This window comes from Sphingomonas sp. 320_CC, from assembly GCF_059691795.1.
Genome location: NZ_JCAWAE010000002.1, coordinates 568,088 through 580,660 on the forward strand (window position 1 = coordinate 568,088; position 12,573 = coordinate 580,660).

The 12,573-nt window shown below is 66.0% G+C and carries 10 protein-coding genes; 4 read left to right on the plus strand and 6 right to left on the minus strand.

Annotated elements, in window-relative coordinates:
- Window positions 1–15: 15 nt before the first annotated feature.
- The gene (locus AC59GX_RS09570; protein WP_426280066.1) at window positions 16–1,305 is read right to left on the minus strand and encodes an RsmB/NOP family class I SAM-dependent RNA methyltransferase; all 1,290 of its coding nucleotides are present in this window, start codon (window positions 1,303–1,305) and stop codon (window positions 16–18) included.
- Window positions 1,306–1,409: 104 nt separating this feature from the next.
- Here AC59GX_RS09570 and AC59GX_RS09575 point away from each other — a divergent pair, with 104 nt between their 5' ends.
- Window positions 1,410–1,568: a DUF1674 domain-containing protein gene (locus tag AC59GX_RS09575; RefSeq protein WP_107963485.1), complete on the plus strand. Its 159-nt coding sequence runs from the start codon at window positions 1,410–1,412 to the stop codon at window positions 1,566–1,568.
- A gap of 21 nt (window positions 1,569–1,589) precedes the next feature.
- Here AC59GX_RS09575 and AC59GX_RS09580 read toward each other — a convergent pair whose 3' ends face one another.
- Window positions 1,590–2,003: an acyl-CoA thioesterase gene (locus AC59GX_RS09580; protein WP_107955557.1), complete on the minus strand. Its 414-nt coding sequence runs from the start codon at window positions 2,001–2,003 to the stop codon at window positions 1,590–1,592.
- A 181-nt stretch (window positions 2,004–2,184) separates the two neighbouring features.
- Between AC59GX_RS09580 and clpB the strand changes: the two genes are divergently transcribed.
- Window positions 2,185–4,764 (plus strand): ATP-dependent chaperone ClpB, encoded by a 2,580-nt coding sequence (clpB, locus tag AC59GX_RS09585; RefSeq protein WP_426280067.1) that lies wholly within the window; start codon window positions 2,185–2,187, stop codon window positions 4,762–4,764.
- Between the two features lie 76 nt (window positions 4,765–4,840).
- Here the strand turns inward: clpB and AC59GX_RS09590 are convergent, their stop codons facing one another.
- A complete protein-coding gene (locus AC59GX_RS09590) occupies window positions 4,841–7,951 on the minus strand; it encodes a TonB-dependent receptor domain-containing protein (RefSeq protein ID WP_426280068.1) in 3,111 nt (1,036 codons plus the stop codon).
- Window positions 7,952–8,226: 275 nt separating this feature from the next.
- Between AC59GX_RS09590 and AC59GX_RS09595 the strand changes: the two genes are divergently transcribed.
- Window positions 8,227–8,748: a hypothetical protein gene (locus AC59GX_RS09595; RefSeq protein WP_426280069.1), complete on the plus strand. Its 522-nt coding sequence runs from the start codon at window positions 8,227–8,229 to the stop codon at window positions 8,746–8,748.
- Window positions 8,749–8,759: 11 nt separating this feature from the next.
- Here AC59GX_RS09595 and AC59GX_RS09600 read toward each other — a convergent pair whose 3' ends face one another.
- Genes AC59GX_RS09600 through xseA form a run of 3 tightly spaced genes read right to left on the minus strand, consistent with a single transcriptional unit; the run spans window position 8,760 to window position 11,236 of the window.
- Complete coding sequence (locus AC59GX_RS09600; protein WP_426280070.1) at window positions 8,760–9,602, minus strand: M23 family metallopeptidase; 843 nt, start codon at window positions 9,600–9,602, stop codon at window positions 8,760–8,762.
- On the minus strand, window positions 9,599–9,799 hold the full coding sequence (locus AC59GX_RS09605) for a DUF2093 domain-containing protein (RefSeq protein WP_055881745.1): 201 nt from the start codon (window positions 9,797–9,799) through the stop codon (window positions 9,599–9,601). Before AC59GX_RS09605 ends, AC59GX_RS09600 begins: the two co-directional genes overlap by 4 nt.
- 12 nt (window positions 9,800–9,811) lie before the next feature.
- Window positions 9,812–11,236, minus strand: a complete 1,425-nt coding sequence (xseA, locus tag AC59GX_RS09610; protein ID WP_426280071.1) for an exodeoxyribonuclease VII large subunit — start codon at window positions 11,234–11,236, stop codon at window positions 9,812–9,814.
- On the opposite strand from xseA, the gene purD reads away from it, so the two are divergent.
- On the plus strand, window positions 11,235–12,497 hold the full coding sequence (gene purD / locus AC59GX_RS09615) for a phosphoribosylamine--glycine ligase (RefSeq protein ID WP_426280072.1): 1,263 nt from the start codon (window positions 11,235–11,237) through the stop codon (window positions 12,495–12,497). The two genes, xseA and purD, sit on opposite strands and share 2 nt — an antisense overlap.
- Window positions 12,498–12,573 lie beyond the last annotated feature (76 nt).

A 12,573-nucleotide genomic window follows, 5' to 3' on the forward strand; every position in this document is an offset into this window, starting at 1 on the left:
GGGGGAGGCAGAAGGTTAGCTTCGTTTTAGCCGGGCGATGAAAAAGCCGTCGCAGCCGCCTTGGTCGGCGAGCATGCCGGGGAGCGTGCGGATCGTGCCGGCCTCCGTCGGGGTGATACCGGCGGGAAGTTCGGACTGGTCGACCGGGGCGATCGTGTAGTCGTTGCGGGCCGCGAGGAACGCGTCGAGTTGCGCTTCGCCTTCCGACGGTTCGAGCGAGCAGGTTGCGTACACTAACGTGCCGCCGGGCTTCACCCAATCCGCCGCCCGCGCGAAGATGCGCGCCTGCAACGCCGCGGTCTCGGCGATGATCGAGGGGCGGACGCGGTGGAGGACGTCGGGGTGGCGGCGGAAGATACCCGTAGCACTGCACGGCGCATCGATCAGGATCGCGTCGGCGGGCTCGGTCGGCGCCCATTCGAGGATGTCGGCGTTGACCACCTCGGCCTTCAGATGCGTGCGGTAGAGGTTCTCGCGGAGACGCTTGATGCGGCTCTGCGAATTATCGACCGAGGTGACGGTCCAGCCGGCGCTCGCGAGTTGCAGCGTCTTGCCGCCGGGGGCTGCGCAGAGATCGAGGACGTGGCCGCCACCTTCTGACGGGGCCTTCCCCAGCAACCGCGCGGGGAGCGAAGCGGCGATGTCCTGCACCCACCACGCGCCGTCGCCGAAGCCGGCCATGTCGGGGACGGAGTCGTGATCGCCGAGACGGAGATGGCCGGGCATGAAGCTCTCGCCGCCGAGTTTCTCGCGCCAGCCTTCGGTCTCGGACGGGTCGGCGATCGTCAGGTCGAGCGGCGGCACCTGCGCGATCGCGCGGCCGGCGGCATCGACCATCTCCTCGCCCCACGCAGCTTCCCAGCGCAGCTCGACCGGGGCGGGCAGCGTCGGCACTTCGGGGAGCAGCATGTTGGCGCGGAACAGCGTGCCGAACACGCCGTGGACGAGCTTGCGCGGGCCACCGTCGACCAGCGGCAGCACGGTCGAGATCGCGGCGTGCGAGGGCGTGCCGAGGATCAGCACCTGGACGAGCGCGATCCGCAGCGCCATCCGCGCCTTCGCATCGTCGGGCAGGTTGGTCTTGGTCACCGAATCGATCATCGCGTCGAGATCGGGCAAGCGGCGCAGCGTCTCGGCGGCGATCGCATGCGCGAGGCCACGATCAGGGCCGTGGATCGCGCGCGTTGCGGCGGGCAATGCGGATTCGAGCGACTCGCCGCGACGCAGGACGGCGTCGAGCAGGCGGAGCGCGGCGCGTCGGGTCGGGACGCCAAGCGGCTCTGGGGCGTGGGTATAGTCGGGCATATCAAGGTCCTTCGCGTTCGGTTTGGCGCGCGGCTTGTGGCAAAGCGACGCGACAGGGCCCATGTGGCGGTTACGACGCCAACACGCAAATCCGGAGAGCCGCGATGGGCCAGCGCCCCGATCACGTTAAGCCACCTGAATATCTGGCGAAGAATACGCCGGTGCCAAAGCCTGAGGCGATCGTGCCGGACAAGGACCCCGAGCCGCGCGATCCTACGCGGTACGGAGATTGGGAGCTGAAGGGCATGGCGATCGATTTCTGAGGACCGATCGTCCCAGGCGTATCAGTCCTTAAGGTCGGTCTTCGGGAAGAAATGCTCGACGACGCTGTTCGCGAGGCGCGATGGGCGCAGCGTCTCGGCATCGAGGCAGCACCAGCTCGACTTGACCTCGGCGAGCACGTCCTCGCCGCGCTTGATGATCGTCTCGTAAAACGCGCGCGCGCCCTGGACCTTCTCGAGCAACACTGTCGCGATGACGTCGTCGTCGAGGAACGCGGGCTTGCGGTACGTGATCTCGTGCTTCAGCGCGACCCAGAGGTGCCCGGCAACCGCCTCGGCGGGCGCGAGACGCTGCCAATGGTCGATCACCGCGGCCTGTACCCACTTCAGATAGTTCGCGTTGTTGACGTGACCCATGAAGTCGATGTCGGCCGGCTCGATGCCGATGGCGTAGGTATGGGGGAGCGCTGTTGACACGCGCTGCATATAGCATGCGAACCTGAACATAGCGATGACGGCGGCGCTTCGATACCGACAATAAACGCTATTCCGGATGCCTCGCGCGGGCCCTAGCATCCGACCTGCGCGCGCCTCTTGTGTTGCCCAAATACAACACCATCTTTCGGCCAACACCAAAACACTCCCACAGGAATTCGTCATGAACATCGACAAATTCACCGACCGCGCGAAGGGCTTCCTGCAATCCGCGCAGACCGTCGCCATCCGCATGAACCACCAGCGGATCGCCCCCGAGCATCTGTTGAAAGCGCTGCTGGAAGACGAGCAGGGCATGGCCGCCGGGCTGATCGCGGCAGCGGGTGGCGACGCCAAGCGCGCGACGTCGGAGACCGATCTGGCGCTCGCGAAAATCCCGGTCGTCTCGGGCTCGGGCGCGCAGACTACGCCGGGGATCGACAACGACGCGGTGCGCGTGCTCGACCAGGCCGAGCAGATCGCGAGCAAGGCGGGTGACAGCTTCGTTACCGTCGAGCGGCTGCTTGTCGCGCTCGCACTGTCGCTCAACACTGCGGCGGGCAAGGCGTTGAAGGCCGGCGGCGTGACGCCCGAGGGGCTCAACACCGCGATCAACGGCTTGCGGCAGGGTCGGTCCGCCGACACCGCGGGCGCCGAGGATCGTTATGATGCGCTCAAGAAGTTCGCGCGCGACCTCACCCAGGCGGCACGTGACGGGAAGCTCGATCCGGTGATCGGTCGTGACGAGGAGATTCGCCGCACCATCCAGATCCTCGCGCGCCGCACCAAGAACAACCCTGCGCTGATCGGCGAACCTGGCGTCGGCAAGACCGCGATCGCCGAAGGGCTCGCGCTGCGCATCGCCAATGGCGACGTGCCCGATACGCTGAAGGACCGCCGGCTGATGTCGCTCGACCTCGGCTCGCTGATCGCGGGTGCCAAATATCGCGGCGAGTTCGAGGAGCGGCTGAAGGGCGTGCTCGACGAGGTGAAGGCCGCCGAGGGCGACATCATCCTGTTCATCGACGAGATGCACCAGCTGATCGGCGCGGGTAAATCCGAGGGCGCGATGGACGCGGGCAACCTGCTCAAGCCGGCGCTGGCACGTGGCGAGCTGCACTGCGTCGGCGCGACCACGCTCGATGAGTACCGCAAATATGTCGAGAAGGACCCGGCATTGCAGCGGCGGTTCCAGCCGGTGATGGTCGGCGAACCGACCGTCGAGGACACGATCTCGATCCTGCGCGGGCTGAAGGAAAAGTACGAGCTTCATCACGGCGTGCGGATCACCGACGGCGCGATCGTCGCTGCCTCTACGTTGTCGAACCGCTACATCACCGACCGCTTCCTGCCCGACAAGGCCATTGATCTGATGGACGAGGCCGCGTCGCGAATCCGTATGGAGGTGGAATCGAAGCCCGAGGCGATCGAAAATCTCGACCGCCGGATCATCCAGCTCAAGATCGAGCGTGAGGCGTTGAAGCGCGAGACCGACGACGCGTCGGTCGACCGGCTCGACACGCTGGAGGGCGAACTCGTCAATCTGGAGGAGCAATCCGCCGAGCTGACGACGCGCTGGAAGGGCGAGAAGGACAAGATTAACGCCGAGGCGCGGGTCAAGGAACAGCTCGATGCCGCGCGGCTCGAACTGGAGCAGGCGCAGCGGTCGGGCGATCTCGCCAAGGCGGGCGAGCTTTCCTACGGTACGATCCCGGGGTTGCAGCGCCAACTCGACGAGGCGGCGGGGGCGACCAAGGGCGCGATGCTGCGCGAGGAAGTCACCGCGGACGATATCGCCGGTGTCGTCAGCCGCTGGACGGGGATCCCGGTCGAGCGGATGCTGCAGGGCGAGCGCGACAAATTGCTCGCGATGGAGGCGACGATCGGCAAGCGCGTGATCGGGCAGGCGCATGCGGTGAAAGCCGTCTCGACTGCGGTCCGCCGGGCTCGCGCCGGGTTGCAGGACCCGAACCGGCCGCTGGGGTCGTTCCTGTTCCTCGGGCCAACCGGCGTCGGCAAGACCGAGCTGACCAAGGCGCTGGCCGAATTCCTGTTCGACGATCCGTCGGCGATGGTCCGCATCGACATGAGCGAGTTCATGGAGAAGCACGCCGTCGCGCGGCTGATTGGCGCGCCTCCGGGCTATGTCGGTTACGAGGAGGGCGGCGTGCTGACCGAGGCGGTGCGGCGCCGGCCGTATCAGGTGATCCTGTTCGACGAGGTCGAGAAGGCGCACGGCGACGTGTTCAACGTGCTGTTGCAGGTGCTCGACGACGGGCGGCTGACCGATGGGCAGGGGCGCACGGTGGATTTCAGCAACACGCTGATCATCCTGACGTCGAACCTCGGCAGCCAGTATCTGGCGAACATGGCGGAGGGCGACGACGTGTCGTCGGTCGAGCCGCAGGTGATGGAGATCGTCCGCGCGCACTTCCGACCAGAGTTCCTCAACCGGCTCGACGAGGTGATCCTGTTCCACCGCCTCGGCCAGGCGCACATGGCACCGATCGTGGATATCCAGGTGTCGCGCGTCGACAAGCTGCTCGCCGACCGCAAGATCGTCCTCGACCTGACGGACGCGGCGCGCGCGTGGCTGGGACGCGTGGGGTACGATCCGGTGTACGGTGCGCGGCCGCTGAAGCGCGCGGTCCAGCGGTATCTGCAGGATCCGCTCGCCGACATGATCCTCCGCGGCGAGGTGAAGGATGGCTCGACGGTGAAGGTCGACGAGGGCGACGGGAAACTGGTGCTTCAGGTCGCCTGACACGCTCATCTTCGAACGACAAAGGGGCGGCAGATCGATGATCTGCCGCCCCTTTTTCTTGGTCCCGTAGGATCGATTACATGTCGATGGTCAGACCAACGAACAGGTAGCGACCGATCGCTTCGTAGATGCCTGGGTAGGTGTTGCCGTTGCCGAACGAACCGATCGGCGAAGCCGTCGCGCTGAGGATCGGCGGCGTCTTGTCGAGGATGTTGTTGACACCCATGCGGTAGGTGAACTTGTCCGCGACCCGCACCGTTGCGGCGAGATCGAAGTAGTTCTGCGCCTTCACGCGGGCATCATTGACGAAGAACGGCGCAGCAAGATCGGCATCGCTGCTGGTACGCTCGAACTTGGTGGCCGACAGATAACGCCAGTTACCCGACAGACCGATGCCGTTCGGCGTGGTCAGCGAGATGCGGGCCTGGTGACGCCACTTGGACATCGGGTAGCCGCACTGTGCGCCGTACAGGCCCGCGCAGTCGAACTTCGCGCCGGCCTTGTCCGACGTGAACTTGTCGACGTACGTGCCGTTGAACGAAAGCCCGATCGTGCCGATGCTGTCCGAACGGTAGGTATAACCGGCCGACGTCTCGATGCCCTGAGTTAAAAGTGACCCAGCGTTGACGTTGGTATCGATGATGTAACCGCTCGTACCCTGGAACAGCGTACCGTTGGTACCGCGCTTGATCAGGCTGCAGAGCGCCTGATCACCGGTCGCAAGGCACTGTGCAATGGTCGTATCCGCGCCGATGACGCCAATCCGATCCTTCAGCTTGATCCGGAAACCATCGACCGACAGGTTGAAGCCCGGCAGGAACGAAGGACGCAGGATCACGCCAGCGGTGAACGTGTCGGCCTTTTCGGGCTTCAGGTTCGGGTTGCCGCCCAGCAGGCCGTTATACTGCTCGGACTCGTTTGGCTGAACCAGACCGAACTGGTTTGCCGCGACACCGGTGAGCGCACATTGTGCAGCCGTATTGCCATTGACGAGACCATTGACGCGCGGACCCGCGCAAGGATCGGTTGCACCGTCGATCTGCACCGACTGGGTTGCGAACAGTTCCTGCGTATTCGGAGCACGGACCGCACGGTTATAGCCGCCACGGAAGCGGACATCGGAGATCGGCGCCCAGACGATCTCGCCCTTGTACGAGCTCGCCGAACCCGCCGTGCTGTAGCTCGAATAGCGGTAGCCGCCATTGACCGTCAGTTCGTTGAAGAACGGGCGATCGCTGACGAGCGGAACCTGAAGTTCGCCGAACACTTCCTTCACGTCGTAGCTGCCACGGATCGGCAACGTCGCGCCGCCTTGGCCAGCGAGATCGCCGCTCAGGAAGGCATTGTCGACTTCGAGAACGAGCGACTCCTTGCGATATTCGCCACCAACGTTCAGCGCGATGCCTTCGCTGGCGAACGGCGACTGGACGCCATATTCCCCGCCCTTGAAGGTCATCGACGCGTTGACGACCTTTTCCTTGTTCTCGCCCGACTGGAAGCCTGGGGTCTGGACATAACCCAGTGCCGCCGGGGTGATGCCCGCGGAACCGAAGATGTTGAGCGGGACGCAGTTCGGATCGGTGCCGTCGACGACCGAGCGGCAAACCGCCTGGCCAAGCGTGGCCGAACCCGGACGCGTGTCGGTGATCGCGTCGAGTGCGCGGGTCGTGCGCGAAACCGAGAACTCGTTGCGATACACCTGGTTGAACACGGTGCTGCCGAACTGGCCGTACGCTTCGTACGAGATGCCCTTGTCGATGTCGCCGCGTGCACCCGCAACGAAGCGATACTGGGTGTGACGGAGATCGGCCTGACGACCGCCACCCTCGACGTTACGGCGACCGATCTGGACGCTTGCCTGCTGATACTGAGTACCATCGGGGTTCGTCAGGTTGATGACGTTGCCGTTCGCATCCCGAACCAGATTGGTGTCGCGGAAGAAGGTCGCCCGCTGAGCCGCCGACAGGAACGGATTGTTGCTGTTCAGAACCGTGGTGTTGCTGAAATTACCCGATGGCGCGATCTGGGCGGTCGAGCGATCGTCCATGAACATGAATTCGGCGTAAGGCTTGAACGCCTTGCTGACTTCATAATTTGCGAGGAAGCCAGCCGTGTAGCGCTTGTCGGGACGCTGGTAGTAGTTCAGCGGGTTGGCATTGTAGAGCGTACGCCCCGCCACGAGCTGACCTGCGGAGTTCAGCGTATAACCGGTCGGAGGACCGCCCTCTCTCGCATCGCCCAGCGTGAAGTTGGCCGGAAACGCGGTTGGCGATCCACCGCAGACATAGTCGTTACCGCCGGCGCCCGGGGTGTTCAGGCCGCACGAGCTGTAATCGCGCGAACCCTGCAGGATCGCGCCGATCTTGCGGTAGCCGCCGTAGCCGACAACATGGCCGCGACCGTCGCTGGTGCCGGCACCGACCTTGAAGTTGATGTCGAACTGTGTGCCGTCGAACGCTTGGCCGCTCGGGGCGGGGTTGCCGCTCGCCGCTGACAGGGCCTGGAAGCGCTCACTGCGGTTGTTGTGGTTGTAGATACCGCCCGAGGTATCGATGCTGAAACCTTCGTAATCGGTGTCGAGCACGAAGTTGACGACGCCGCCGATGGCGTCCGAACCATAGACCGAACCCGCGCCGCCGGTGAGCACGTCGACGCGCTTCAACAGCGAGGCCGGGATCATGTTGACGTCGGCAGCGGCGCTGGCCGTGCTGCTCGACGATGGGTTGCCCGGCATCAGGCGGCGGCCGTTGACCAGCACCAGCGTGCGCGATTCACCGAGGTTGCGAAGGTTGATCGTCGCGGTACCGGTCGAACCGTTCGACACCGACGAGGTCTGCGTTGCGAACGACGACGGCAGGCTGTTGAGCACGTCCTCGATACGCGTCGCGCCGCGCAGCTTGATATCTGCAGCATTAACAACCGTTATCGGGCTCGCCGACGTCAAGTTCGGGTTCGAGATGCGCGAACCGGTGACGACGATATCGCCGCCGCCCGCGGTGCCGGCGGCTGCGGGATCCTGGCTAGGCGTGTTGGAGATCGCCGGCGTGGTCGATGCTGCACCGTCGTCACTCGTCGTGCCCTGCGGCGCGGGTGCCGGGGCGGTCTGCGCGTAGGCGGGCAATGCAATCGCAGCACCCGCGATCATCGTCGATGCGAGCAGGCAGTCCCGAAACATATGGTTTCGCATGGTTGGTCTATCCCTTTTATATCGGCGAACGTTTCCGGCCGATACGATCTATTGTGCGGTCGCCCGACCGCAGCTGACGACGATCTCGCAAGTCAGAGGTGCCTTGTCCAAAAGAAAATTACGGGATCGCCGCCACTCGTCGCATTACGACAGTTATGTTACCCAATGGCCACAATTTCGGGACGATGCCGTAACGGCATGCTGCACGTGATGGACTTGCCGCTCTGGCCGGCGCTGCCTATTCCGACGCTTCTCGCTAACGAGGTAGGACGCTCATGCGGATCACGATTCTGGCAATTTCAACCTCGTTGATCATGGCGCAGTATCCTGCGGCCGCGGCGTCCAAGCCGCGCAAGGCGGAGCGGTCCCCGCTGCTGGTTGCCGTTACCCAATGCCGCACCGTGACCGAACCATTGGCGCGGCTGGCCTGCTTCGATCACTCGGTGGCGGCGCTGGATACCGCGGAAGCCGATCAAGCGGTCGTCGTCATCGACCAGCAACAAGTTCGCGAAACGCGCCGAAATCTGTTTGGGATAACGCTGCCCGATACCGGCTTGTTCGGCAACGGCAACGACCTGCCGCAGATCGAGACGACTCTCACCGGTGCGTCGGTGGATGGCGCCGGCCGATGGAGTTTCCAACTGGCCGATGGCGCGCGATGGATTCAGACGGATGATTACACGATCGCGCGGCGTCCACGGGCAAACGATAAAGTCGTCATCAAGCGCGGTGCCTTAGGGAGTTTCAAGCTAAGCGTCGGCGGCCAGCCGGGTGTGAAGGCGAAACGGCTGAACTGAGCGCTCGTCACCTACGGTCGCATTGCGCCAGCAACCAGCATTGGGTCGAGCTTGGCGTCGCGCCATCGTAACGCCCAGTGGAGGTGGGGGCCGGTGGCGCGGCCGGTCATGCCGACGGCGCCGATCGGTTGGCCCTTTGCCACGTGGTCGCCGGGTTTCACGTCGATCCGCGACAGGTGAAGGAACGCGCTGTTGAGGCCCATGCCGTGGTCGAGCATCAGGAGGTTGCCCTCCAGCGTGAAGGGGTGGTCCGCCGCGAGGATCACGACGCCGTCGGCGGGAGCGGTGACGATCGCGCCGGTTGGCTTGGCGATGTCGGTGCCTGAATGATAGCTGCCGGGGTCGCCCTTGTAGATGCGTTGCGCGCCGAACAGGCCGGAGATGCGGCCTGTTGCCGGCCATGCGAAGGCCTGGCGCCAGCCTTGGGCGTCGGTGGCGCGCGCGCGCGCAGCGACGATCTGGGCGAGTTCGGGTGGGCGCAGTTGCGCGAAGACCGGGTCGGGCGCGGGGAATTTGGGGAGCGTGTCGAGGCGCTCGATCCGCCAGGCTCTAGGCGCAATCGTCAGCGGCTGGGTAATGGTGCGTCCATCGGCGAGGGTAGCGGTCAGTATCGCCTGCGGCCCCGCGTCGCGGTCGAAACCGGCGATGAAGCGGCCATCGGGGGATAGCGCGACCGGCTTGCCGTCGAGCATGAGCGTGCGCGTAACAGCAGGGGCGGTGCCTAGGATCAGCCCGCCCTGGCTGAGCGTGCCGGTCCAGCGGAAGGCGGACTGGGACGCGGTATTCGAGGGCGGTGCTTGCTGGGCGGCGGTACCGGTGGCAGCCAGCAGGACGAGCACCGCCGCGCGGATCATCGTGGCGCCATCGCTTCGCTGGCAGCGGCAGCGGTGGCGTAGGCTTCCTGGCGCGCGACGCTCCAGTAGCGCAGGTCTTCGAGCGCGATCCGGTGGCCGGTCGCGGCGCAGGCGACGTGGTCGCCGGGGCTGAGCACGCGGAAACCGTTGGCCATATAGTGCAGGCGCGCGGCGCGGTCGGAGTTGGACATCAGCATGACGGGTCTTCTCTACAGCAGGGTCGGCTGGCGCGGCGCGGCGTCGGACGCGGGCTTCGCCTTGGGGGCAGCATAGGTTTTGGCGGACGGACGCTCAAGGCCGGTGTCCGTCACCGCGTCCACCACGCCGTCGCGGAAGTGGAGTGTCAGCGTCCCCGCGTCGCGCGCCGACGTGGCCGAGGCGAGCGTCTCGCCGCCGGGCCGGGCGGTGACACGCGCATAGCCACGGTCGAGGATCGTGTCGGGGTTGAGTGACTGGACCAAGCGCCACGTCGCGTCGAGCTGCGCGCGCTTGGCTTCGAGCTTGCGTTCCAGCGTGGCGGGACGCAGCGCTGCGCCCGAGCGATCGAGACTGCCGCGTGCGAGGGTCAGCCTACGCTCCAGCCCGCGATCGAGACGCTGGCCAAAGTCGTCCGCGCGCTGGCGCTGAGGCCCGAGCAACTGGTCGCGCTTCGGCAACAACCGCGCCAACGCATCGAGCCGCTCGCGGCCACGCTCGACATGACGCCGCGCACACCGCTCGGTGCGGTTGCGGTGGCTGTCGATCGTCAGCCGCAGGTCGGCGAGCACGGGCACGGCGATCTCGGCGGCGGCGGTCGGCGTCGGCGCACGCAGGTCAGCGGCGAAATCGCACAAGGTGGTGTCGGTCTCGTGACCGACGGCGGAGATGATCGGGATCGTGCAGGCGGCGACCGCGCGAACGACGACTTCCTCGTTGAACGACCACAGATCCTCGACCGAACCGCCCCCGCGCGCGACGATCACGAGGTCGGGGCGCGGCACCGGGCCGCCGGGGACGATCGCGTCGAACCCGCGGACGGCTGCGGCGATCTCGGCGGCGGAACCCTCGCCCTGCACCTTCACGGGCCACACGATGACGTGCGTCGGGCAGCGATCCTCGAGCCGGTGGAGGATGTCGCGGATCACCGCGCCGGTGCCCGAAGTGACGACGCCGATCACCTTCGGCATGAACGGCAGGCGCTTCTTCCGCGTGCCGTCGAACAGTCCCTCGCCTGCCAGTTTCGCCTTCAGTTTCTCGAGCAGCGCCATCAGCGCGCCGGCGCCGGCCAGCTCCATCCGCTCGATGACGATCTGGTATTTCGAGCGGCCGGGATAGGTGGTGAGCTTACCGGTCGCAATCACCTCGATGCCGTCCTGCGGCACGAAGGCGAGGCTCGACGCGTTGCCCTTCCAGATGACGCCGTCGATCACCGCCTGGTCGTCCTTCAACGACATGTAGCAATGCCCGGAGGCGACGCGTTTCCAGCCCGAAATCTCGCCGCGCAGCCGGACATGGCCGAATTCGCCCTCGACCATCCGCTTCAGCTTGAACGCGAGTTCGCCGACCGACATGGCCAGTGCGTTGTCGCCGGCGACCGGCTCGGCTACCAGCCGGCCCATGTCGCTGGACACATCATCGGAAAAGGGATCGGGCATGAACGTCCTGCTGCTGGGCTCGGGGGGGCGCGAACATGCGCTCGCGTGGAAGCTGGTGCAATCTCGCGGCCTCGATACGCTGTATGCCGCGCCGGGCAACCCCGGGATCGCGCGCGTTGCGACGCTCGTGCCGCTCGATGCGACGGATCACGCCGCCGTCGTCGCGTTCGTGCGCGAGCATGAGGTCGGGTTGGTCGTGATCGGGCCGGAGGCGCCGCTGGTCGACGGATTGGCTGACTCGTTGCGTGCGGCCGACGTTCCGGTGTTTGGGCCATCGAAGGCGGCGGCACAGTTGGAGGGGTCGAAGGGCTTCACCAAAGATCTGTGCCTGCGCGCCGGCATCCCGACCGCGGGCTATGTCCGCGTGAAGAGCCGCGAAGAGGCGGATATCGCCCTCGCCCGCACCTTCTCGCTGCCGGTGGTCATCAAGGCGGACGGGCTCGCGGCAGGAAAAGGCGTCGTCATCGCGTTCAGCGCGGCCGAGGCCGATGCCGCGCTCGACGCGCTGTTCGCCGACGGGGAAGCCGAAGCGGTGATCGAGGAATTCCTCGAAGGCGAGGAGGCGAGCCTCTTCGTGCTGACCGACGGCGTGTCGCTGATGCCGTTCGGCTCCGCGCAGGATCACAAGCGCGTCGGCGAGGGCGATACCGGGCCGAACACCGGCGGGATGGGCGCGTACAGCCCTGCCCTCGTGCTGACACCCGCGCTGGAGAAGCGCGCGATCGATAAGATCGTAGCGCCGACCGTCGCTACGATGGCGGCGGAGGGCATGCCGTTCTCGGGCGTGCTGTACGCGGGACTGATGCTGACGCCGCAGGGGCCGAAGCTGATCGAATATAATGCGCGGTTCGGCGATCCCGAGACGCAGGTGCTGATGATGCGCTTCCAAGGCGACCTGCTCGCGACGATGCTGGCGGTGGCAGAAGGGCGGCTTAGCGAGATGCCGCCGGCGCAGTTCAGCGACGAGACCGCGTTGACGGTGGTGATGGCGGCAGAGGGCTATCCAGGGAATCCCAAGGCTGGCGGCGCGATCGTCGGGCTGGATTCGGCGCGGGCTGCGGGGGGCACGGTGTTCCACGCAGGCACGCGCCTTGAGGACGGGGGGCTGGTCGCATCGGGCGGACGCGTGCTCGCGGTGACCGCGACCGGCGACACCGTCGCAACGGCGCAGGCGAACGCGTATCGCGCGGTCGAAGCGATCGACTTCGCGGAGGGCTTCTACCGCCGCGATATCGGCTGGCGGGAAATCGCGCGCGGGTGATGCACGCCTGATCCTCCCCCGCCAGGGGGAGGTGGCTGGCGCTTGCCAGACGGAGGGGGAGGAAAGGGCAACCTCT

What these genes read in the sequence shown, in the direction of transcription:
- AC59GX_RS09570 (WP_426280066.1), bottom strand. Translation starts at nt 1,305, where the DNA reads ATGCCCGACTATACCCACGCCCCAGAGCCGCTTGGCGTCCCGACCCGA.
- AC59GX_RS09575 (WP_107963485.1), top strand. Translation starts at nt 1,410, where the DNA reads ATGGGCCAGCGCCCCGATCACGTTAAGCCACCTGAATATCTGGCGAAG.
- clpB (WP_426280067.1), top strand. Translation starts at nt 2,185, where the DNA reads ATGAACATCGACAAATTCACCGACCGCGCGAAGGGCTTCCTGCAATCC.
- AC59GX_RS09590 (WP_426280068.1), bottom strand. Translation starts at nt 7,951, where the DNA reads ATGCGAAACCATATGTTTCGGGACTGCCTGCTCGCATCGACGATGATC.
- AC59GX_RS09595 (WP_426280069.1), top strand. Translation starts at nt 8,227, where the DNA reads ATGCGGATCACGATTCTGGCAATTTCAACCTCGTTGATCATGGCGCAG.
- AC59GX_RS09600 (WP_426280070.1), bottom strand. Translation starts at nt 9,602, where the DNA reads ATGATCCGCGCGGCGGTGCTCGTCCTGCTGGCTGCCACCGGTACCGCC.
- AC59GX_RS09605 (WP_055881745.1), bottom strand. Translation starts at nt 9,799, where the DNA reads ATGCTGATGTCCAACTCCGACCGCGCCGCGCGCCTGCACTATATGGCC.
- purD (WP_426280072.1), top strand. Translation starts at nt 11,235, where the DNA reads ATGAACGTCCTGCTGCTGGGCTCGGGGGGGCGCGAACATGCGCTCGCG.
- xseA (WP_426280071.1), bottom strand. Translation starts at nt 11,236, where the DNA reads ATGCCCGATCCCTTTTCCGATGATGTGTCCAGCGACATGGGCCGGCTG.